The following is a 24,095-nucleotide window of genomic DNA, read 5'->3' on the forward strand; positions in this document are numbered from 1 at the left end:
TACATTGCAGCAATAAGCGATTGAAATTTCCAGTCGACAGGTAGGAATGAATATTCATTCCGTGCTGCAAAGGAAAACAATCGAGTTAATGAACTCGGATTGCATTCCAGCAGCATTCCTCCACTCCAACGAGGAGTTCGTGCGTTTCTTCGAGCACTTCTGCCCGGATTGTTTCGAACAATTTGACAAGCGCCCCGTAGAAGATAGAGATTAACGCATTTGGCGGCAATGGAGAGATAACGTTCTGCTGCTGGCCATTGATTAAGAAGTAGCGAATAAAATCCATGCCTATTTCAAATGTTTTGAGGCTTTTCTCGTCCAATAATCGAGGATTCAAGTGAGAGTCAATGAACGAGAAGGCTTCCCTGTTCTCTTTCGCGAAATGGATGGTCTGAACAAAAATGTGATGAAATTGTTCGCGGACGGTTGCAGAATCAGGAAAGCCTTGTTTAACAGCACGAAAGAACTGCTCGGTGCATTCTTGGAACAAAGAATTCAGCAGCTCCTCCTTGTTCTCAAAGTAACGATAGATGGTGCCTGCGCCAACCTTGGCTCGTTCAGCGATCATCGGTACGGTAGTCGCGTCGAAACCGCGGTCAGTAAATAAATGCAATGCTGCGAGTAAAATATCGTCTCTTTTGTTCGTGGTCACTAGCTATCACCCTTTTCGCGGAATGAACGTTCATTCCCTTACATAATATACCATACGAATCAGGGATTCAAGAGCAAAATGAGCTTGTTCCGAAATTCATTCAGGAGTAATGATATCAGAATTTGATGAAGCTAATGCTGAAAAAAATGAAAAGAGCAGATGCTTTCGCATTCTGCTCCTTCGCACGAATATTGTTGCTCCTTACCAGAATGTTGCTTCATACCCACTTACTTAGATACATACAGGATCAGGGGTGGAAGAGATCATGCTCGCAATGCTTTGATCCGGATGTAGGCAGATGTCATTGAGCATATTCTGAAGATCCGAGAGCATTTGCAAGATCGATTCATCGCGGAAACGCGCTTTAAGATAGGTCATATAAATTTGACAGCGACCCTCCAAAGTCCCAACGACATCAATGCGAAGCGGCGTACCAGAGTTGAAAATCGCAAGCGACTTGCCATACTCGTTAACCAACGGAATCTCATCCTCATCCATTTCGATGGCGACATCAAAGTATGATCCTAGGTTCTGAACAATCATGTATGACTCAAACAGGATCTGATTATCCGCTAGTCTGCTCCACTCCTGGACTTTCTTGAGCGGTGTATAATCATATTTCGTCAATCGAAGCTGCTTCGCTTGAATTTGCTTGAGGATCTTCAATACATTTTCGTCTTCAAGCAGACGTATCCTCATGGGGAGCGTGTTGATTGCAGGACCAACTATCTCCTCTATCCCTTCGAATTCCGGGTGTCTGCCAGTCGACATGACGCCGAACAATACATCGCGCTGACCTGTATACCGAGCCAAGAGCAGCGCCCAAGACAATTGAAACAGTACGCTCATTGTTACACCACTTTGACGGATTAGCTCTTTCACCATGTGCGGAGCAGAGACCTCGAATTCGACGTATTGTTTCGCGAAGCCGCCAGTTCCTGAACCCTCCCGGTTATGCGGCGCATATTCGATAAGCGGGGTCGCATGGCGGAAGCCAGCAAGTTCCGCAATCCAATATCGCTTAGATTGTTCTATATCCTGCTGCTGTAGCCATGCTATGTAATTCCGATAATTGCGTACCGGCGTCAGCTGATAAGACCTGCTCTCCACCAGACTGTAATAGCATTTGAGCACTTCAGCCAAGACAATAAAATGACTCCACCCGTCCATCAGCAAATACGAACAGCTCATAACCAGGAAATGCTCGCGATCTCCTGTCCGAGCAAACATGACTTCATAAGTAGTCGGCCGTTTGATATAAGCAATGTTGCTTGCACACAGTTGAACATCCTGATATCGCATCAGTTCATGAAACTGACGGTCAGCATCCCATTCGCGCCAATCCGCGTAGTGAACCGGTATACGAACATTCCGCCGCATGACCTGTATCGGTTGGTCGAATCCTTCATGGAAGATGGAAGTTCTCGTCAATGCATAATGATTTGCCACTCGATTCCAGGCCTGTGTCATGAGTTCAGGCTCCAATTTGTCCGTAAAGCGCATGACCATATTAACAAAAAACTGAGCCGGTTCGGGATTGTTCAGCAAGGTATCAAGCATGTAATCTTGTAGCGGCGTAACCGGATATACGTCCTCGATCTCTTCAGGATCCAAGGAGGCAATAGCGGCAACATCGCTTCGGTTCAATCCTACTAATGAAAAGCCCGCATCGGCTTCGTTCTCTCGCACTGCTTTTTCGTCGTGGGCAGCAATCGTTCTCTTGTCGCTCTCGGCAATAACCCCGCTTAATTCCGCAACAGTCTGATATTGGAAAATCTGCTCGTGGGATATCGATACACCCGCTTGTCTTGCACGGGATATCAACATCATCGTTTTGATCGAATCTCCGCCGATCTCGAAATAGTTCTGATGTATTCCGACCCTGCTAAGTCCAAGCAGATTAGACATTATACCGCACAACAGCTTTTCGATATCATTGCGTGGTTCGTCGGACGAATCCTTGGACATGCTCTCCTCATTCGGCTTCGGCAGCGCCTTCCGGTTGATTTTGCCATTATTATTGAGCGGAAGTCGATCAAGCGCAACAAATGCCGTTGGAATCATATAATCGGGCAAACGCTCTTTAAGAGCGCAACGAAGGACTTCTATGTCCGGCGCAATCTTTGTATTTCCTGTCAGGTAAGCCGTAATTCGTTTATCGCCAGGGATATCCTCCCTCAGGATCACGACCGCTTCTTTTATGGAAGGTTGTGCGGCAAGCACCGCTTCAATTTCACCAAGCTCGATACGGAAGCCCCGGACTTTCACCTGATCGTCCAATCTCCCAAGAAATTGGATACGTCCATCCGGCAAATAGCGGGCCCGGTCTCCGCTGCGGTATAACCGCGCTCCCTCTCGTAACGAAAACGGATCCGGTATAAACTTCTCGTTGGTCATCGACGGCATTCGCAAATAACCGCTGCCGACCGCGATTCCGCCGATGCACAGTTCCCCGGGAATACCTATCGGGGTTGGCTGCAGCATTTTATCCACAATATATATTTTTGTATTTGCGAGCGGCCTACCGATATGAGCGGGGCTATGCGCATGTCCCGGTTCAATGATGCGATAAGTACTGGCGATCGTGCACTCCGTGGGACCATATGCTTCGTATACATCAAACCGAAGTCCGATCGGAAGCGTTGCGCTCCATTTGTCTCCCCCCGTTAATAAGCGGCGCAAAGAGGTATGCTCGGGCCAAGGAATATTGACTAATAGCTCAACTATCGGTGTTGGAAGAAAGGCAAATGTGATCTCATTGTCCACCATCCAGTCTCGCAGCAACTCGGGCTGGAGTCTTATTTCTTGCGGCGGAATCCATAAGGATGCTCCGCAGATCAGTGACCCCCAAATTTCCGCAACGGACATATCGAAGCCAACACCAACAGCAAAGCAAACGCGGTCAGTGGACGTTAATGCCGTAATGTCTTTATACCAGTGCATGAAGTTGACAACCGATGCATGCGGGATTATTGTCCCTTTAGGATTACCCGTTGAACCGGACGTATAAATGACATAAGTGGCGTCACTGCCAATAACTTTGTCAATCGGTGGGCTCGTCTCTTCATAAGCCTTCCGCGATGCAAGAATGATCTCTTCATGTTCCATGTCGATTTCACTTCCGCAGCGCGATGCGATATGCTCATGCAGAGAACGATTCGTCAGTAAAATGGACGCCCTGGAATCTGCAAGGATATGAGCGATTCGTTCCACCGGTATCTCAGGATCGATGGGCAAGTACGCCCCGCCCGCTTTAAGCGCGGCCAATTGGGCAATGACCAGTTCAGGCGAGCGGTTGAGGCATATTGCAGCAATCTTTCCTGACCCGATGCCCTGCTTGCGCAGGAAATGGGCCAGACGTTCGGAGCGAACCATGAGCTCTTTATAGGTTAAAATTTCGTCGCCGTACTGAACGGCAATCCGATCTGGTTCTGCCTCAGCTTGTGCATGCACCATCTGATGAAGGGTTTCGCAAGGTGGGAACTCCTGCTCGGTTCTGTTCCATACATTTAGAAGCAAATTATGCTCTTCTTCCAGCAATATCGGCAAAGATCCGACAGGCGTATCCGGATTGTCAGCAATACTGGAAAGCAGCATCAGAAAGTGCCTTATCATTTTCTTCACCGTTGCTTCTTCAAATAGACTTTGATTGTATGTAAAAGTTCCTTTCCAGCTCCCACCCCTCTCAATCACTTCAAGAGTCAGATCGAAGAGAGTTGTCTCCGTATTTACGTGTAAAGGCTCGAATGTCAGGTCAGCTATTTCAACATCAATTACAGGCGTATTTTGAAGCGTGAACATGACCTGGAACAATGGCGAATAACCCAGGCTTCGCGTACCAGCCACCTTCTCCACTACAAGCTCGAACGGAACGTCTTGATATGCATAGGCTTCCAACGCATGCTTGCGAACTTGGCGAAGTAGCTCGCGGAACGGCAAATTTGAAGTGATCTCAGAACGAATGACGAGCGTATTGACAAAAAAACCGATCATAGATTCCACATCTTTGTGGTTTCTGCCTGATATCGCGGTTCCAACGCAAATATCTTCCTCACCGGTATAGCGATGCAGCAGCGTCTGAAATGCTGCCATCAACAGCATAAAGGAAGTGGCTTTCTCCTCGGCAGCGAGTTGGAAAAGCCTTGTCGATAACTGCTGCGGAAGATCGAAGCTAAGCTTCTTTCCCGTATATTGCTGCCGGGCAGGTCGCAGGCGATCTGTCGGAAGCTGAAGCAGTTCCGGCGCGCCAGCCAGCTTTTGTATCCAGTACGATAACTGTTCTTGAAGCGCGTTCTCGCTGTACCGTTCCCGCTGCCACTCCGCAAAGTCCGCATACTGCACGCGAAGGGCGGGCATGCGCTCCGCCTCTCCGCTAACGAAGGAAAGATAATACTCCAGCAGCTCCTTGCCAAATACATGGTGGGACCAACCATCAGTAATGATATGATGAAAGGAAATCAGCAGTACATGCTCCCTATCAGCAAGGCATAGAAGAATCGCCCTAAGAAGCGGTCCATGTGTGAGATCAAACGGCCTACTAATCAAGGACATATGCTGTTTCACCGCTTCATCCTGTTCGCTTGGCGGTACTTCCCGCAAGTCTTTCCGCTCCAGCGGCATATCCATGTCATCCAGCACGAGTTGATAAGGACTTCCATCCTCCTCGTGAAATACGGTGCGTAGAACCTCGTGCCGTTTTACGAGTCCCTGCAGGCTTTTCTCGAATGCTTCGGCCTGCAAATCTCCCCTCAGCCTCATGCCGTAAACCAAGTTATACGCCGTTGATTCCGGCTCCAGGGTAGAAAATAGCCATAGCCTCTGTTGGGCATACGAAAGCTGATGCTTTTCTTTTTTTTGGCGAACCGGAATCTCATGCCTGTCAGAGGAAGGAGTGCGATCAGCTTTGACGTCCCCTTGAAGCATTTTTTCTAGCATCGCCCGCTGCTTGTCCGATAACTGAGCTCTACGTTGTGCTAACGAATGCCGATTGGTCATGGGTTTTCTCCTCTCCTTCCTCTTCTTCTTTTTCCAGCAGTTCGATATAGGCTAGTTCGATAATGTCTGCCAGCTCGGAAATGGTTTCAGCCGCATACAATTCCTGCACATTCAGCGAGATCGGGTACATCTCCCGAATTCGTGATATAACCTGCATTTTATTCAGAGAGTCAGCACCAAGCTCATAGAATGGAGCATGTATGTCCAGCTCCGGCACGCCGAGAACCTCTTCGAAAAATACAATAAGCTTCTGCTCCACGTACTGACGCGGGCTCTCGTATTCTAGTGGAGCCGGGTATTTCGGTTCCTCCTGTCTTTCATTGCTTTTCGCGTTCGGGAAGGAAGAAGAGGAAGCGTCGAAGCCTCTCGAGTTCGGAATTTCATAGCGTTGTCTTTCAAATGGATAAGTTGGCAGCGGCATTCTTCTTCTCTTCTCTAACGCATAACGCGCCTGCCAATTCATGTCGTTGCCTACTTCCCAAATGGCTGCCAATGTGTTCGCCCAAGAATGACAGTCGAAGCAGCTTAAGGAATCTTCATGCCCGTTTGTGTAGGTGTGCAGTGGTGATCCGATCGCTATTGCTCTCCATCGCCCATTCTTGAGCGCTTCTGTAATTTCTGAACTTAGCGACCGTTCTCTGATTTTTGCCGTCAATTCCGATTCTTTATATAATGCGATATTCATCTCCGCATTCAAGGTTGGGATGCGGGGAGCAGTAAAGCGTATACCATTAACTGTATTGGCGAACTTCTCGATGTCTCCGTTTTCTAAAAAGTCTTGCCGGGCAAGCGCAAGCTTGAAGGCTTCTTCCAATGAACAACACCCAGCGATGCAGGCGGCCGCATACTCCCCTTCTTCTTTACCTCCAATTCGATCGGGCTTTTGCCCCATGTGATTCAATACAGAAGCAAGGCTGTAGGAAGCCGCTACTGAGATCAGTATTTTCATGCGTGAATTCAATTGTAGTGGATGATTCTGCTGGTTAGCGTGGGTATCGTTTAAGAAGCCTTTAAATGTGGCTTTCAATTCTAGTCCGCTGACAGATTCAGCTTTTTCAATTGCTTCATTTAATTCTCGGCGGAAGAGCGGTTCAGTTCTGTACAACTCTAGTAACCCGGAAAAGCTCTTCTCCAACCAAGGGAGAAGTATCCATACAGTCATTGGTTGTTCATCTGTGCTCCGAATCTTTTCCGAACCTGGTTTAAAGGCCAGCATGCGCTGTGCATCGGCGGCATTTTGGCAAACGACTGCTTTGCGGAACGGGTATGCTTTTCTGCCAACCTGCGTTGTATAAGTAATTTCTTCGAATGGTATAAAAGGGTTGCTAGTTAAATAGCCAGCCATCCTTTCGCAAGCTGCGGCAAGTGCCTTCTCCGATTTAGCGGATATAAGCAAGCTGTGCCAAGGCCGCAAGCAAGCATCGCTTTCTGTCAGGGGTGCTTCCTCCAGGACGACATGAGCGTTCGTTGACCCGATGCCGAAAGAGCTTACTCCCGCACGCCTTGGATATCTGGCATCTTCCCAATGCCTCAGTGCCGTATTAACGTAGAACGGGCTTTCCGCAAAATCGATTTGCGGATTCGGTGCTTTAAAATGAAGGGAAGGTGGAATTTGGCGATGATGAAGGGCGAGCACCGTCTTGATGAATCCTGCCACTCCTGCGGCACAGTCGAGATGGCCGATATTCGTTTTAACGGAACCAATTGCGCAGTATCCGATTAAATCTGTCCACTGCCGATAAGCCATTGTTAATCCTTCGATTTCAATTGGATCTCCAACTATAGTAGCCGTGCCGTGGGCTTCGACATATGATATCGTCTCGGGATGGACATCGGCGATCGCCAAGGCTTCTGCAACAACGTCAGCCTGACCTTCCGGGCTAGGGGCAGTGAAACCTGCCTTAAGTGCACCGTCATTGTTAATCGCGGTACCGCGAATTACAGCATAGATGAAGTCCCCGTCTGCCGCGGCCTTTTCTAGACGCTTCAGTACTACGATCCCAACGCCGTTGCCGGGGACACTTCCCTGAGCCTCACTATCGAAAGCGCGGCAGATTCCATCAGGAGACAAAATCATGCCTTCCTGGTACTTGTATCCGGAATGATTGGGGAACGTAACGGAGCTTCCGCCTGCCAACGCAATGTCGCATTCCCCGCTCATAAGAGACTGACATGCCATATGTACAGCGACCAAAGAAGTGGAGCACGCTGTTTGTACGGTCACTGCAGGACCTTTTAAATCAAGCTTGTATGATACGCGACTTGTCAAGAAATCCTTATCATTGCTTGATACAATGGAGGTGATATCTCCCAATCCTTGATCGAGTCCGTAAACAATAACATGGTTCAACAAGTAAGTGCTTAGCGAGCAGCCGCCATAGACCCCGATCCGTCCGGGATAGCCGTCGGAAATCCAGCCTGCATTCTCCAGTGCCTCATGCGCACATTCGAGAAACAGCCTTTGCTGGGGGTCGGTCCATTCCGCTTCACGGGGATTCATTCCGAAAAAAGCGGCATCAAACATGACCGGGTCATCCAACACCCCTTTTGCTTTAATATATTGGGAATCCTGCAGAACTTCTTCCCGAACCCCCGCTTGCAGCAGCTCCTCATCTGTATAGAAGCGAACTCCTTGATCGCCCTGGCTTAACAGCTTCCAATATGCTTCTACATCCTTAGCTCCGGGAAATCTTCCGGACATGCCGATGACAGCGATTCCTTGCTCCCATAATGTTTCATCTCGTAACAAGTGGTTCACCCCAATTTATTTTATGTTCTTGCTTTTCCTCTGAGATCTCTTTGTCTTTTCATCAATGATTTGCGTGATTCCACCCTTTCTTCGACATCAGCAATCCGCTCTTTGCGAACGGACGGCTCGAACAGGCGGCTTGTCAATGAGGCAATCGTGGGATGCATGAAAAAGTCGGTCAGCTTTATCTGGCTGTTTCGTTCCCTGCGGATTCTTTCAACTAATAGCGCAGCATGCAGTGAATGTCCCCCCAGCTCAAAGAAATTATCATTTCGTCCGACTTCCCGCACATCTAACACTTCCTTCCACATGTCAGCAAGCATTCGTTCTCCTTCATTGCGCGGCAGAGCATCTCGCGATACAGGAGATTTTGTTGTTGCATTCGGAAGAGGCAGTGCATGCTTATTGACCTTCCCATTTGAGTTCATAGGAATGCTGTTTAACTGCACAAAAAAAGACGGGATCATATAGGCAGGAAGACGGCATCCTAAATATTCACGGAGATTAGATACAGGCAGCGGTTCTGGTTCTGCCGATTCATAATAGGCAATCAAATATGTGCTGTTGCCCGCCTCTTCCCCGTCTACGACTACCGCTGCACGGATTGATGGATGGTTGGACAATGCGGCAGCAATCTCGCCAGGTTCGACCCTATTCCCGCGAATTTTCACTTGATCGTCCAGGCGGCCCAAATATTCGATGGTTCCATCGTTGAGGTAACGGGCACGATCTCCTGTACGATACATTTTTCCGCAACCATCATCGTGATCTCCATTCAGCTCTTGTACGAATCGTTCATCCGTAAGCTTCCGATTGTTCATATAACCCCGTGCCAGGCCCTTACCTGCGATGCACAGTTCGCCTTCGATGCCGACGGGCTGAATCAGGCCGTGATCGTTCATAATATAAATCCTTGTATTGGCAATCGGCCGACCTATCGTAATGCGCGTATCATGAGTGAGTTCCTTGACGGTCGACCAGACGGTTGTTTCTGTCGGGCCGTACATATTGAACAAACGGGCGCTCGTCATCGTACGGACACGATGCAATAGCGTTTCTGTCAGCGCCTCTCCCCCAATTAGCATATAGCGCAGCGAACCCAGCGCTTCTGCCATACGGGTATTATCAAGCAGCATCCTCAGCCGGGCAGGCGTCGTTTGAAGAAGCTCGATCCGATGATCTTGGCATAAATGAGCAAGTCGCTCAAGCTCCATTTGTTCCTCATGCGTTGCCATAACCACCGTACAACCTAGCATGAGCGGCAGCAGCGTTTCGAGTACGAAAATATCAAAAGAGACCGTCGTCAAAGACAATACATTGTTTATCGTTTCGAGTGGTATTTCTTGAATGATACCAACGAGCAAATTATGAACCGAACGATGCTCGATCATGACCCCTTTGGGCTTGCCCGTAGAGCCTGACGTATAAATGACATACGCGAGATCTGACGGGCTAACGGATGAACATGGGAATGCGAGGGAGTCTTCTTCGCATGACGTAGGCAGCCGATCCAGCAATACGGTTAATTGTTTATCAGGAATCTTCGCCACATGTGCAGAATCCGTTACGACCACTTGACATCCGCTATCGTGTATGATGTTCGCAATCCGTTCTTCCGGCAGAAGCGGGTCAAGCGGAAGATATGCGGCTCCAGCTTTGCCTACAGCCAACAAGCTTGCCACTAGCAATATCGAGCGATCGGCAAGCACTGCAACGACTTCATTTCGAGAAACGCCTTGTGATCGAATTGCATGTGCCAACTGTGCAGCTTTTCGGTTCAGCGCCTCGTAGCTCATCTGCTCTCCATTGCAAATAAGCGCGATTTGATCAGGCGTTCTTGCCGCCTGCCTTTCGAAAAGGCCGTGGATAGTCTGTTCGTCCTGAATAGCTACCTGCTTTCCAGCAAACCTAGCGCACAGTCTTTTTTGCTCTTCGTCGTTCATCAGGCCCATGCTTCTTACTTCCATGTCAGGATTGGAAATGGCCTGCCGCAGCAGCTCAATATAGCAGCTTATCCACCGATCTGCAGTATCCTTAGCGAACAGCGCCGAAGCATATTCCATATTTCCATGTAAGCCGTTATCGGTTTCAGTTATCGACAAAGTCACATCAAACTTAGCCGCCAAGTAATCAAAATGGTGCTGCCGCAGGCTGGCCCTATCCAAAGCGAGCTCCGCATTCTTCATGTTCTGCAATATGAACATGGCATCGAATATCGGATTGCGGCTCAACTCCCGAGGCGGAGCAACTCGCTGTACAAGTTCCTCAAAGGGATAATCTTGATGTTCCAGCGCACCAAGCACGGTCTGCTTGACAACCTGCAAATAGCCAGCGAATGATTGATTGGCGCTTGGGGACATGCGCAGCGCCAACGTGTTCACGAACATGCCTACCATCCTTGCCGTGTCTGCTTGGCTTCGGCCTGCTACTGGTGTTCCGACGATAACTTCTTCCTGAGTGCTCAGTTTTGACAACAGTAATCCATAAATTGACACTAACACCATATAGATTGTCGTATTTGTTTGTCTTGCCAGACGCTTTACATTCCTTGTCATTTCCTCATCCAGCAAGAAGTTTACGCATCCTCCCGAATAGCTGCGCAATGCCGGCCGAGGAAAATCAGTCGGCAAGTTCAACACTGGGATCTCCCCGGTGAACTGCTTCATCCAAAATTGTTCCTGCTGCTTTATGGTCTCCGTGCGCAAACTAGTTTGCTGCCATGCCGCATATTCTTTATATTGCAGCTGCAGCGGCAACAGTGTGTTGCCTGCGTACAATTGAGTTAGTTCTTCGGTTATCACTGCGACAGAAGTACCGTCGGATATAATATGATGCATGTCCAGGAGAAGGAGATGACGCTCCGGCTCAAGCTTTACAAGAGCTGCGCGCAGCAGTGGAGCCTGTCCTAAATCAAATGGCCGGATAAAGGAATGGATGAGTTCCTCTGTGTTTTCTCCAATCAGCCCCTTACCAGCAAGCTCAAACTCTGTGTTCGCATGAATTCGTTGAACAGGCTTGCCATCCACGATATGGAAAGAGGTGCGAAGCGGCTCATGTCTCGCGATGAGAGCCTGCAACGCTGCTTCCAGACGCTCTCTGTCAATAAGCCCTATAACTTCCAATGCGGTCGGCATATTATAATTCAACTCTCCGCCCTCCAACTGCTGGAGAATGTACAATCGTTTCTGCGCTGAAGATACGGAATAATAATTTCTCTTCCCGATCCTCGGGATCATGTCGTAGTCGGCATGTTTCCGATGCTTGATCGTTTCAGCCATTTGCTCGATTGTCGGGTACTGAAACACGTCTCGCAGCGGCAATTGGATGCGCATCTCTTTGTGCAATTTGCTAACTAAAGTGCTTGCCCGCAGGGAATGGCCTCCTATTTCGAAAAAGTTGTCCTTTACGCCGATGCGATTCCTAGGCAACCCGAGCACATCTTGCCAGATGCGCGCAAGCTGCGTTTCCGTTTCTGTCCGCGGCGCTACATGTTCCTCGTCATGCCGCAAGCTTACTGCCAAATCTTCCAGTGCTCTCCGGTCTACCTTTCCGTTTGTCGTCAGCGGCATTTTCGCAACCTGCGACAAATAAGACGGAATCATGTATGCCGGCAATTTATCCGACAATGCGCTTCTCAGCTCTTTGCCCGTTAATTCCCTGTCCGCCACTACATAGGCGCAAAGCTGTTGTGCACCGCTTTCATCAGATTGCGCAATGACGAATGCCTCTCTTACCGAATCGATTGTTAATAACTGGGCTTCAACTTCTCCCAGTTCGATGCGGAAGCCACGGATTTTGACCTGGTCATCCATTCGTCCAACATACTCTATCGTCCCGTCAGGCATCCATTTCCCCAGATCTCCCGTTCGGTACATCCGATTCCCATTCGAAAATGGATGATCCACGAACTTTTCGCTCGTTAAGTCAAGACGATTCAAGTAACCGCGTGCTATACCGTCTCCAGCAATGCATATTTCCCCCGTCATGCCGATAGGCTGTAATCCGTTTCGCTCATTGACGATATAAATGGACGTATTGCTGATCGGTTTTCCGATTGGAACGCTTATAGCATTATCATCCACTTCATTGATATCATGGTATGTCGCAAATACGGTTGCTTCTGTCGGACCGTATATATTTTTAATAATTCCGGGACCGAGACGGTTCAGCGCTTTGCGTACGTGACTGACGGAAGCGCGCTCGCCTCCGACTAGAATTGATTTCATATGGCTCAGGCATTCCAGGTTTGTGTCGACGAGAAGATGAAATAGCGCAGTTGTAATTACCATTCTCGTAATCTGCTTGCGCTCAATCTGTTCTGCAAGTTTTTCGATATTCAATACCGACTCTTGCGGGATAAGAATGAGTCTGGCTCCGTTCAATAACGTCCCGAAAATATCGAATATCGATCCGTCAAATGAAAAGCTGGAAAGCTGCAATACACGATCCTCTTCGGAAATTTCGAGAAATTTCGATGCATGCACAAAATGTACTACATTTCGATTGGTTGTTAGAATGCCTTTCGGTTTTCCCGTCGTTCCTGACGTGTAGATCACATATGCCAAATGGCATGAAGTGGAAACTGGTTCTAAATTTGTCATATCTTTGCTATATACATACGGATCGCCCAACGCCACGATTTTACATTTCACCTGGATTGAATCTAGCAACCGGCGATGTCCCACTATGATTTGAGCTCCCGAATCCTCTAGCATGAACTGAACTCGCTCCTGCGGATAATCCGGATCAATTGGCAGGTAAGCGCCACCTGCCTTCAGAATGGCCAGGATGCTTATAATCATCTCGATCGAACGTTCGACCATGATCCCTACTCGTGCATCCGGCACGACACCAGCCGATTGCAGCGTTCGCGCCAGACTATTCGCTTTTTCATTCAGTTCCCGGTAGGTGAGCCGTAGGCCTTCGAACTCGACCGCCACAGAATTTGGTGTTTGCACTGCTTGTTCCTCGAAAAGCTGATGTATCGTCCTCTTTCTGGCATATTCCATCTCTGTACCATTGAAGTTGCTCAAAATTAACGCAGATTCTTCGGGAGTTAACATCTGCAGCGAGGCCAAATCTGCCTTCGGATGATTGATTACCTGACTGACAAGCTGCTTGAAGTGCCCCGCCATGCGTTTTATGGTTTCCTTCTTGTATAAAGCTGTCGAATATTCAATGCTGCACACAAGCCGGCCTTCTTCCTCCGAAGCCTGGAAGGTCAAGTCGAATTTTGAAACCGGCCGCAAACTTGGCTGCGGCTTCAAGCGCAACCCGAGAATATTCACTTCAGCTTCTTCCGTGTTTTGCAATACAAACATCGTGTCGAATATTGGATTACGGCTCTTATCCGGCGCCACAAGAACCTTTTCTACGAGTTCCGCAAAAGGATAGCTTTGATTCTCCAAGGATCCCAATGTCGTTTCCTTTATTTCTTCCAAGTAAGTCAGGAATGTTTTGTCCCCGCTCGGATGACTGCGAATGGCTAGCGTATTGACAAACATTCCTATGAGCGGTTGTAAGTCTTCGTGCGTCCTGCCAGCAATCGGGGTGCCAACCACAATGTCCTCTTGCCCTGAATATTTGTGAAGCATGACCACATAGACAGTGAACAATACCATGAACAGTGTTGTTCCAGTTTCGGATGACAATCGTACGAGTGCCCTGCTCGTTTCAGCATCCAACTCAAATTGATGCGTATCTCCCTCGAAACTTCGCACGGCAGGTCTTGCATAGTCAGTCGGCATTTCCAATACTGGAAAATGTCTTTCCAACACGCTTAACCAGTATCCCTCCTGAAGTTTCGCTTCTTCCTGCTGTGCTTCGGACATTTGCCATGCCACGTAGTCTTTGAACTGAATGCGTAAAGGCATCAGTTCCTCTCCGCCGTACAAGCGGGAAAATTCATTGACCAGAATCGCGGTCGAGACGCCATCAGAGATAATGTGATGCATATCGAAAAGAAACAGATGGCGATCGTTCTTCAATTCAGCCAAGCCTACTCGCATAAGCGGAGGTTTACTTAAGTCAAACGCCCGGATAAAGGCATTTTCAATTTCCGCCGCTTCTTCCTCGCCAGCATGCAAATATTCGATTTCAAAGTGGATCTCATCATGCACGCACTGCATAGGTTCGCCGTCAACCAGCTCGAATCCGGTTCGCAGCGTTTCATGTCGCGCAATCAGATCTCGAAACGCCTTCTCAAATTGTTTTCGACACAATGATCCCAAAATTAACACACTGCCGGACATGTTGTAGCTTTGATCTGCTCCCTCAAGCTGATGAAGGGTATAAAGCCTTTTCTGGGCAGATGAGATCGCGTAATATTCTTTTTTTTCCGTTACGGGAATAGGCTTGTGCGTCCGCTGCTCCAATTCGCTTATCGCTTGGGCCATTGCCTTAATCGTAGGGAACCGGAATACGTCACGCAGCGGGAGATTGACTTGTAATTCTTTATTAATCCTGCTGACCAGCATTGTTGCGCGCAAAGAATGTCCACCAATATCAAAGAAATTCTGCTTAACGCCAATCTGTTCAACTCCCAACATTTGTTTCCACATGTCTACAAGTCTGATTTCCAATGGAGTCTCCGCCACTTCGTGTTCCTCTTCGAAAGGCTCGATAGCTTTCGGCGTTGGAAGAGCATTTCGATTTATTTTGCCGTTGAATGTCAAAGGCAGACGGTCAAGACGCATGAAACGCGCAGGAATCATATAGATCGGCAATGTTTTCTTTATGAAACACCGAAGTTCATTCATATCCAATGAATCGGCAGCTACATAAGCAATGAGATAGTTTTCTCCGCTACTGTCCAACCGGTCGATTACGACTGCTTGCCGAACTCCCGGAAATGCAAGCATAGCTGCCTCGATCTCTCCGAGTTCGATGCGGAAGCCACGTATTTTAACTTGAAAATCGATGCGTCCAATGAGATCAACATTGCCGTCAATCATCCACTGCGCTAGATCGCCCGTGCGATATAGTCGTTCACCGGGAACGAACGGACTTGGTACGAATTTCTCATCACTAGCATCCGGGAGGTTCAAATATCCTCTGGCTACTCCCGGGCCGCCGATGCACAGTTCACCCGGCATTCCAATCGGAACGGGATTAAGCTGCCGATCTACAATATAGAATCGTGCATTCATCCAAGCCTTGCCGATCGGTACGCTCCCCGTCTTCGGCAATAAATCCAGCGGCTCGTCATAGTAACTTGAATCGATTGCCGCCTCAGTCACCCCATAGCTGTTAATAATCCGGAATTGGGAGCCGTAGCGCTCCTGCAATGTCCGGTAATCATTAACACTGCAGCTATCGGAGCTGACGATCAGCAGGCGCATGGAGCTCATATTGAAATCGTGCTCGTATGCGTAATTCATGAACGGGATGATGAGAGCGGGCGTAGCTTCGAATATCGTAATTTCAAATTCCTGAATCCAGCCATTTAGCCGAGACGGATCGACCCGGTCATCTGCCGGGCAAATGATCATCGTCCCGCCATTATAAAGCGTTCGTGCTATGTCTCCGACGAACACGTCAAAAGAAAAGCTCGCAAGCTGAAGGAGCTTTACAGGGAATTGGTCAAGACCGTATTCTCGTCGATTGGCCTCGGCTGTATTCGTAAGAGCCGAATGCTCGATCATGACGCCTTTCGGGCGTCCGGTCGTGCCTGATGTATAAATCACGTAAGCCAGATCAGATGGCTCGTTCAAATTAGGCAAGTTCGCATTGTCTCCGTTATAAATCGTTCCGTCGTCCATGCAGAGTACGGCTGGCAGGGACGGCATTTCCCCAAGAACTGGAGAACGCTGCAGGAAATGCGACTGCGTCAGCAATAATGTCGCTCCGCTATCAACAATCATGAATTGAATGCGTTCCTCAGGATAATCGGCATCGATCGGAACATACGCACCTCCCGCTTTCCATACCGCCAAAACGCCAATGAGCATATCGACGGAACGATCGGCCAATATTCCAACAATTGATGCTCTGCCTATACCGTGGGCTTGCAATGTTCTTGCCAACTGATTTCCCTTCTCGTTCAACTCCTTGTAGGTAAGCTTTTTGTCTATACAGATGATGGCCTCATGGTCGGGATTCTGCTTGGCTTGCTCTTCAAAAGCTTGATGCAATAAGCGCTCCGGGCAATGCGGCAGAAAATGAGGATTAAACTCCGTCAACAATCTGCTTAGCTCCCTTTCCCCGACTATCGACAACTCGCGCACAGTTTGTTGGGGATTTGAAAGTATCTGATCCGCAATAATAAGTAATTGCTCCATAATTCTCTCAATTTCGTGTTCTTTAAATAATTCAATCCGATAGTCTGCATGCAGGCTCATCTGTTGCAAATCTAAGAAATCATCGATATGTACAAAAAAGTCATTCGTCTCATGGCCGCAAAATCTAGCGTTCAGCTGAACAGAGATATCGCCATACTGTGTCCACTTAATTGGCGAGTAGTTCAAAGATACGCGAAACAGGTCTTCCATATCTCTTTTCGCATCCCGCTCCCGCAAATCTTGGACAAGGTGGTTGTATGGGTATTTTTGATGACGGAAATAGGCTTGCTGTTCTTTGAAAACAAGATAGAGCAAGGACTCCAGTGTTTGATCGGGGTCAAGCGACAATCGGGTGGCAACCGTGCTTACAAACATTCCTATAGCTTCTTTCTCGTTCCTGCTTGTGCGGTTGGCAAATACGGTACCGACGGGAACATCGACATTTCCCGTATGTTTGTATAGCAGCAGATACATGGCGGTTAGAAAAAAAACAAAGACACTAATATTGCTTGCTTCGCTAAATGCTCGTAATCGACGGTATTGTTCATCGGTGAGGGAGATGCTGATTCTTTTCGCGTCTGTTAGTGGTTCATCAGGGGAAATGTGTTTCACTCCAGTGACTTCCGGCAATGTTTCGAACTTTTTCATCCAGTAAGATTTATCTTTTTGATAACGTTCCGACATCATATAATCGTGGTCGGCATGTATGTACTCCATATATGTGCCTTTTGGAACAGGGAGCGGATTTGCTCCACTTTTTAATGCCATATAATTATTCATGATGTACTTGCATGCTTGATACATGGACACGCCGTCCGCAATGACATGGTTGATTTTCAAGTTAAACCAATACTCTTCATCATTGATTTTCATGATGGCAATCTTATACTTGTTGATTTCGAACATGTTGATCGGGGAGCTGCAGAAATGTTGCATCCATTTCTCGGCTTCCGCGCGGCTCGGCATTTCCAAATAATCGATTGCGGGATGAATATTGGACTCATCTTCAAACCATTGCACGGGTTGATTGTGCTGTTCAGTTATGCGAATCCGAAATGCATCGTGATCTTTGACGAGCTTTTGAACCGCCTGCATGAGAAGAGATGCATCAATAGATCCCCTCATTACCATCGTTCCGGCCATCATGCTCAATGTTGTATCCGGAAATAAAAGCTCCGTGTACCATATCCTTCGTTGCGCCTGGGTTAAAGGAAATAGTTTTTTATCCATTGGGGTGCCTTCAGTCCTCCTAATTGTTTCGTTTTCCTATCATAAGTAATAGTAGGCTAAGCGAATCTGGAGTTTATCTTGGCTAATATGCAGAGGTACTATAATTGCCCTACTTTGTAAAATAGTAGCACCCACAGACTTTGTTTACAATATAATGCTTAGAAATTTAACACAATTGATTTTTTTAATGTAAAGTAAAAAGTAATACTACTCTCTAAAGGGCTAATAGGTCATAGCCTCAGCACGAGTTGAATAACATGGGCTAATCCAGTGTGTCCTTTCCCTTCTACCCGTTCCTGCTCTCCGTAAAAGAAATGCAACACCTTTAATCCCCTAGACCAAGCGAGGATGTCCGTGGGCTCGTAAAGCAATTCAATATCGGAAGGTCCGCCTGTTCGATAATGGATCTGCTCCTTCGAGTAGACCTCAAGCATGATCATACCGTCAGGCTTTACAGCCTGCTTGAGTTTATTCAGAACTACAAACTGATCACTATGATGAAAATGACCAAATACCATGATCGCAGCATCATATTCTTTTTGAGGGACATGATCTTCAAGTAGGTTCAACTGCTTCGTATGCACAAGGACATTGTGCTTTTGAGCCAGCTTTTTCGTTTTAGCTAGACCGTTCTCTGAGTAGTCAACGGCCGTCACATCGTGTCCTGCTCGCGCTAAATAGACTGCATTTCTGCCCTCACCCTCCGCAAAAGCAATGATACGTTGGTTGCTGTCTAATCGGTACGCCTGCTCCCGAATAAATCCATTTGGCTCTTCCCCGTAGTAATATTCTGCTGAACCGAAACGCTCATTCCATGCAATGTTCATGTGTTACCCCTCCAATAATGATTTGAATGACTACCAAAGTGATTTCGTCCCATCTAGTGCTTCCCTTGTTCGAACTCCTCCTCGGTCAATTCTCGATTGATATGCATCGCGATTCGACTGCCGTCTGCCGCTGCGAATACAACTTGAGAAGGAGAAAAGGAAGACGCATCCCCTGCTGCGTAGACACCCTTTATCGTAGTTCGTCCTGATTCTTCTGTCTTAATCCCGCCAGAAGCGGTCAATTCACAGCCCAACTGTTCAGCAAATGGTGCACTTTGTTCAAACTTGGGAGTGACGAAGCCCCCTGATCTTGCAAGTTCTGTTCCATCTGCAAATTGGAGATGTTGTAGTTTGTCATGCTCTCCGATAAAAGCGGCTATCTGTTGTTCTATAACCTGCACCCCTTTGGATTGAAGCTTCATCTTCTGCTCTTGTGTCAGGGCGGAGTGACCGTTCGTACAAACGACCAAATCCTTGCTCCATTGATAGAGCAACTTGGCGGTGTGAAATCCAGCGGCATGCTCAGACACCACTACAAGTGGTTGATCGCGCAATTCCCAGCCATCGCAGTATACGCAGTTGAACAAGCTTTTTCCGTATAGCGGAGTGAATCCTTCAATTTCCGGGAATTTCTCCTTGACCCCTGTCGCAAGTATCAATTTCTTCGCTTGAATGCGCTGACTCATTGTGTCGTGTACGATAAAGACACCATCCACGTTAACAACTGTCGTAACTTCAACATGCATCAGACGGATGGATGGATAGCGACCTAGTTCTTCGTGCGCGATGCGCCGGAATTCTGGAATCGTTACCCCGTCCCTCGTAATAAAACCGTGGGATGCATGTGTCACCGCATTTCTAGGGCGATTGTGGTCGAACAATACGATGCTTCTTCTTGCTCTTCCGAGTACGAGAGCAGCGTTCAATCCTGCAGGTCCTCCCCCAATGATGGCGCAATCGTAAATCATGATACTCATCTCCTTACTAAATAGGATATTACAGACTGATAATATCTATGATAACATATTCTTCTCCTATTTATGAAGCAGTTATTACTCGCGTTATCGTAAAAAATACAGAAAGAACCCTCCTGACATGGAGAGTTCTTCTTATAAGCGGTACCTGTGCTCATTATGCCTGATTGCTGCATTAACGTGCACTTGTTTATAACTAAGCGAATACCTTCTCAAGCTCACTGCACCACTTCGTCCAACCATACTTAGCGCCTGCGAGTGCTTGCTCATTGGAAATTCCGGTTTGTTCGAGATGAAGGTTAACGCTTCCGTTCCCTAAGTCTTGCAGTGTCCACGTGATCGTGTGTTTCTCCCCGCTTTCCCATGTATAGGACAGCTTGTTAGGTTCGTCTACAATCAGTACTTCGCCATCAATAATTCCATTCCACCATTCGTTCGGCTGCGTGCGGAACTGAAAATGGTGTCCAACGACGGCTTTAAAATCATTTTCCATTGCCTCACCAGTGTGGATATTCTGCACCCACTTGGCAAGCTTGCTGGAATCGGTTAATGCGGACCACAACTTCTCAATTGTAGTCTTGTATTGAAAATCCAGTGTTAATGTTACACTCATTCTTCTTCCTCCTCTAATAAATGTTGCAAGCGCAACATATTCAAACCCCAGAACTTGCTGTAGAAAGCCACCCAGTCTTGGACTTCTCTCAGTGGTGCGGCATTCAGCCTAAATCGTGTCTCTCGGCCGACTTTGCGGTCATATACCAGTCCGGCTTCTTTAAGAATTGTCAAATGCTTGGATACCGCTGTACGTCCCATTTGAAATTGTGCCGTTAATTCATGAAGCGGTATCTCCTCTTTCTCTGCTAACAAACGAATGAGTCTCCGCCTAGTTGGATCTGCAATCGCGTCAAACACATCCCGCAACTGATTATTCTCACCCACAACAACCTCTCCAATATCTTACATTCTGTAGTAGAAATCTGTTGGTGATATGAGGGATCAGCTATGACTACTTCTATCACCTCCTTAGAGTTTACGGCTATTTGGACACAGTGTCCATGAGGGGATGTTCAGTGCTGCATAGGAAAGCGGGAGGATCGCATAAAAACCGTAATCACCATAATCATTAGCAAACGCATGAGAGAGAGCTGCACCAGTCATGACAAAGAATAATTCAGGTGAAACATAATCAGGTTTGCAAATTTCGCTATGACTGTCTTCAAAAGAGACACCTTTTGGTGTCGGTTTGATTATAAGACACCAAAAGGTGTCCTGTCAACGGTTGATTTTCATGCGCCCGATCCAACCCCTATTGTTTGTATTGGTATGCATATAAATAAAAAAAACCGCGCAATGCGCGGATCTACATGAAGGTATGTTCTTGTCCACCCACGATTATCGTCAAATAATCTAATCTTTTAATCCCTTTCCATCAAGAATTTGCTGATTATATTTCTCTACCCTTGATGTTCGCGTTTTGGATTGTTTGGGTTCTGAGAAATAATACAGGTATTGTCGTTGACGCCCTGGCGTTAATTCCTCAAATGCTTCTTTCAAGGCAGGGTTTTCATCGAGTTTAACTTGAAATTCTTCGGGAACTGTGTACTCTGCCGTTTGCTTAAAGTTCACTTCCAATCCCGCTTTTTCAACTTCAATGGCCTCCTTAATATAGGCCTTCAAGATATCTTCCATCTCAACGATTTCTTGAACATTGGTGAACCGAATCTGACGGGCTGCTTGTACATTCTCCGTCTGTTGGATGAGAATTCCGCTTGGATCTTTTAACAGGGCCCCTTTATGAAACAGAAGTGCACAGTACTCTTTAAACCCATGTATTAAAACGATGTTTTTGTTCTCATAGGTGTAGCATGGGTGCATCCACTTATAATCTTCGGTCAGCTCGCAGTCAAGAACGATATGTCTCAGCTTCTCGTATTCTTCTTTCCACGTTTTCGCTTTCCGTATAAATTCATCGACCTTCGGATTCAATTGACGATTTGACATCAGGACATACCCCTCTTCACTTTTCGTTCAGCGGACAGTTCATATCCCTTGAGATTTCATCTGTCCCCCTGCATGAACACTTCATATTTATTTGTAGTTTGGAACATTCGACATTTCGAGATACACATATTAACAACAACATTAGGTACTAGACGAAATGATCTCCATTTCAGTAGATTACGAATGCGATTTTTTATGGAGTTGTTGAGCGATATCGACTAATTTCTTATTCTTCAGATGATTCTCCATCTTCTCTTCTGCTTCCTTCATCACGGCTTGAATCAGGCATTCTTCGCCGTGGACGAAGTTACATTCGAATAACGAGGTCGAGCCTTCGATAGCATGGATAATATCCAGAAATGTAATATCATCTCGATGACGAGTCAGGCGATATCCCCCATTTGCTCCCGAGATCGATTCAATCATGCCGGCCTTCACAAGTCTCGTTAATATTTTGGACAAGTACGTTGGGGACACGCCCTGGGATTCTGCCAACTGTTGTACGCCAACTGGCTTAACGGTAGATGCCTCAATCAGCATGAGCATAGTATGGAGCGCATAATTCGTTGCTTTTGTAAATTTCATGGACAACCCTTCTTAATCATAGATTTATGATATCGATAATATCCGCGAATGGCTAGCATGTCAATTAGGCTGCAAGGCATCGAACGATTCGGATTATACCCTAGAAGCGCTGATATTTCCTTTCTTCGTCATACAGATCGATGTTTGTATTCCCTAATCTGTATGTATGATTTCAATCACACACTGATTAAACACGGATTCCCAAGGAAATGAATAGACAAAGACAATCTATATAGGAGGTTCGCTACTATGCACAATGATTCCTCGTCCATTCAAGATCTCCCCCAATTTCCTGAATCCTATTGGCGGGACTCCGCAACGATTCCCTCCTTCCCGAAACTTGCTAAACATACGGAAGCAGAAGTTGTAGTAGTTGGAGGCGGAATTTCCGGCATAACAACGGCCTACCTCTTGGCACGGGAAGGACTCCGCGTCGTGCTTGTTGAAGCAGGTCAGCTGCTGAATGGCACGACTGGTCATACGACGGCCAAAATAACAGCGCAGCATGACCTTATTTACGACGAGTTCAATCACCATTTCGGTCAAGAACAGGCAAAGCTGTACTATCAAGCGAATATCGAGGCAAAGCAATTTATTAAGCATATGGTTCAGGAACATAAGATTCCATGCGATTATGAGGAACGGGACGCTTATATCTATACAAATTCGGATGAGTACCTGCCGAAGCTTCAAACGGAACTCGCTGCCTATGAGAAGCTCGGGATTGACGGTGAATTGGTCACTCAAATCGATCTGCCTGTGCCGATCAAGGCGGCCCTCGTCATGCGGAATCAAGCCCAATTTCACCCGGTTAAGTATTTGGACAAGTTAGTTCAGCTGTTTGTGGAATTAGGCGGGCAGATCTATGAACATACCACTGTAGAAACCATCGATAAGGGTACGCTGCCGACCGTAATTACGCAAGATGGCTTCAAGTTGACCTGCAAGCATGCCGTTTCATGCTCCCACTTTCCTTGTTATGACGGGATGGGATTTTATTTTGCAAGAATGCATGCTGAACGCTCCTATGTTGTGGGCATCCCCAATAAGAATGTTCAATTGTCAGGCATGTATATTAGCGCAGAGAACCCAAAACGCTCGATCCGTACAGCGGCATTGGATACCGGTGAAAGCTTGATACTTATTGGCGGTGAAGGTCATAAGACCGGACAGGGCATTTGCACCATTAAGCACTATGAAGCACTGCAAGCATACGCGAATGATGTGTTTGGGGCAGCAGAAATATCGTATCGATGGTCGGCTCAGGATTTAGTTTCTTTGGATAAAATGCCGTATATCGGACAAATATCTTCTTCAGTACCGAATGTTTACGTTGCAACCGGATACCGGAAATGGGGCATGACCAATGGCACGGCTGCTGCGCTCCTGTTGAGGGATATGATTATGGGGAGAGAGAATGCCTATCAGGAACTATATACACCGTCGCGCTTTCATGTCGATCCTGATGTGAAGACATTTTTCGCTCAGAACGCGGATGTTGCCAAACATCTCATTAGCGGCAAATTGGAGCGTGTTCACAATAAGCCTGAGAATCTATCGAATGATGAAGGCGCCGTTGTATCGATTGACGGTAAAAGAGCTGGAGCTTATCGAGATGAACATGGCATGCTTCATCTCGTTGATACCACTTGTACGCACATGGGTTGCGAACTGGAATGGAACCACGGCGAACGAAGCTGGGATTGTCCTTGCCATGGGTCAAGGTTCTCCTATGAAGGCGATGTATTAGAGGGCCCGGCAGCCAAACCATTGACCAAAATACAGGAATCCTGAATCTTGATG

The 24,095-nt window shown here is 47.2% G+C and carries 11 protein-coding genes and 1 pseudogene; 1 reads left to right on the forward strand and 11 read right to left on the reverse strand.

Features of this window, described 5'->3' with window-relative positions:
* Positions 1 to 85: 85 nt before the first annotated feature.
* From ABN764_RS05360 to ABN764_RS05410, 11 genes and pseudogenes are all read right to left on the reverse strand, one after another.
* Positions 86 to 652 carry a TetR/AcrR family transcriptional regulator gene (locus ABN764_RS05360; RefSeq protein WP_446671187.1) on the reverse strand — a complete coding sequence of 189 codons (567 nt, stop codon included), beginning with the start codon at positions 650 to 652 and terminating at the stop codon, positions 86 to 88.
* 231 nt (positions 653 to 883) lie between these two features.
* Positions 884 to 5,647 carry a non-ribosomal peptide synthetase gene (locus ABN764_RS05365; RefSeq protein ID WP_446671188.1) on the reverse strand — a complete coding sequence of 1,588 codons (4,764 nt, stop codon included), beginning with the start codon at positions 5,645 to 5,647 and terminating at the stop codon, positions 884 to 886.
* Positions 5,616 to 8,396 carry a type I polyketide synthase gene (locus tag ABN764_RS05370; protein ID WP_446671189.1) on the reverse strand — a complete coding sequence of 927 codons (2,781 nt, stop codon included), beginning with the start codon at positions 8,394 to 8,396 and terminating at the stop codon, positions 5,616 to 5,618. The genes ABN764_RS05365 and ABN764_RS05370 overlap by 32 nt, the downstream gene beginning before the upstream one ends.
* 20 nt (positions 8,397 to 8,416) lie before the next feature.
* Positions 8,417 to 17,905 carry a non-ribosomal peptide synthetase gene (locus ABN764_RS05375; protein WP_446671190.1) on the reverse strand — a complete coding sequence of 3,163 codons (9,489 nt, stop codon included), beginning with the start codon at positions 17,903 to 17,905 and terminating at the stop codon, positions 8,417 to 8,419.
* Between the two features lie 230 nt (positions 17,906 to 18,135).
* Positions 18,136 to 18,732, reverse strand: a complete 597-nt coding sequence (locus ABN764_RS05380) for a class I SAM-dependent methyltransferase (protein WP_446671191.1) — start codon at positions 18,730 to 18,732, stop codon at positions 18,136 to 18,138.
* A gap of 53 nt (positions 18,733 to 18,785) precedes the next feature.
* A complete protein-coding gene (locus tag ABN764_RS05385; RefSeq protein ID WP_446671192.1) occupies positions 18,786 to 19,700 on the reverse strand; it encodes an NAD(P)/FAD-dependent oxidoreductase in 915 nt (304 codons plus the stop codon).
* Positions 19,701 to 19,902: 202 nt separating this feature from the next.
* A complete protein-coding gene (locus ABN764_RS05390; protein ID WP_446671193.1) occupies positions 19,903 to 20,319 on the reverse strand; it encodes an SRPBCC family protein in 417 nt (138 codons plus the stop codon).
* Positions 20,316 to 20,645, reverse strand: a complete 330-nt coding sequence (locus tag ABN764_RS05395; RefSeq protein WP_021255963.1) for an ArsR/SmtB family transcription factor — start codon at positions 20,643 to 20,645, stop codon at positions 20,316 to 20,318. Before ABN764_RS05395 ends, ABN764_RS05390 begins: the two co-directional genes overlap by 4 nt.
* 84 nt (positions 20,646 to 20,729) lie before the next feature.
* Positions 20,730 to 20,876, reverse strand: a pseudogene (locus ABN764_RS05400) (DoxX family protein); the annotation flags it as partial.
* A 237-nt stretch (positions 20,877 to 21,113) separates the two neighbouring features.
* The gene (locus ABN764_RS05405) at positions 21,114 to 21,707 is read right to left on the reverse strand and encodes a YdeI/OmpD-associated family protein (protein ID WP_446671194.1); all 594 of its coding nucleotides are present in this window, start codon (positions 21,705 to 21,707) and stop codon (positions 21,114 to 21,116) included.
* A gap of 177 nt (positions 21,708 to 21,884) precedes the next feature.
* Positions 21,885 to 22,292: an RrF2 family transcriptional regulator gene (locus ABN764_RS05410; RefSeq protein WP_028532762.1), complete on the reverse strand. Its 408-nt coding sequence runs from the start codon at positions 22,290 to 22,292 to the stop codon at positions 21,885 to 21,887.
* A 249-nt stretch (positions 22,293 to 22,541) separates the two neighbouring features.
* On the opposite strand from ABN764_RS05410, the gene ABN764_RS05415 reads away from it, so the two are divergent.
* Positions 22,542 to 24,086, forward strand: coding sequence for an FAD-dependent oxidoreductase (locus tag ABN764_RS05415; protein ID WP_446671195.1), 1,545 nt, complete (start codon positions 22,542 to 22,544; stop codon positions 24,084 to 24,086).
* Positions 24,087 to 24,095: the final 9 nt, after the last annotated feature.

The organism is Paenibacillus wuxiensis, from assembly GCF_040195695.1.
In the GTDB taxonomy this organism is placed as follows: Bacteria; Bacillota; Bacilli; order Paenibacillales; family Paenibacillaceae; genus Paenibacillus_B; species Paenibacillus_B suaedae.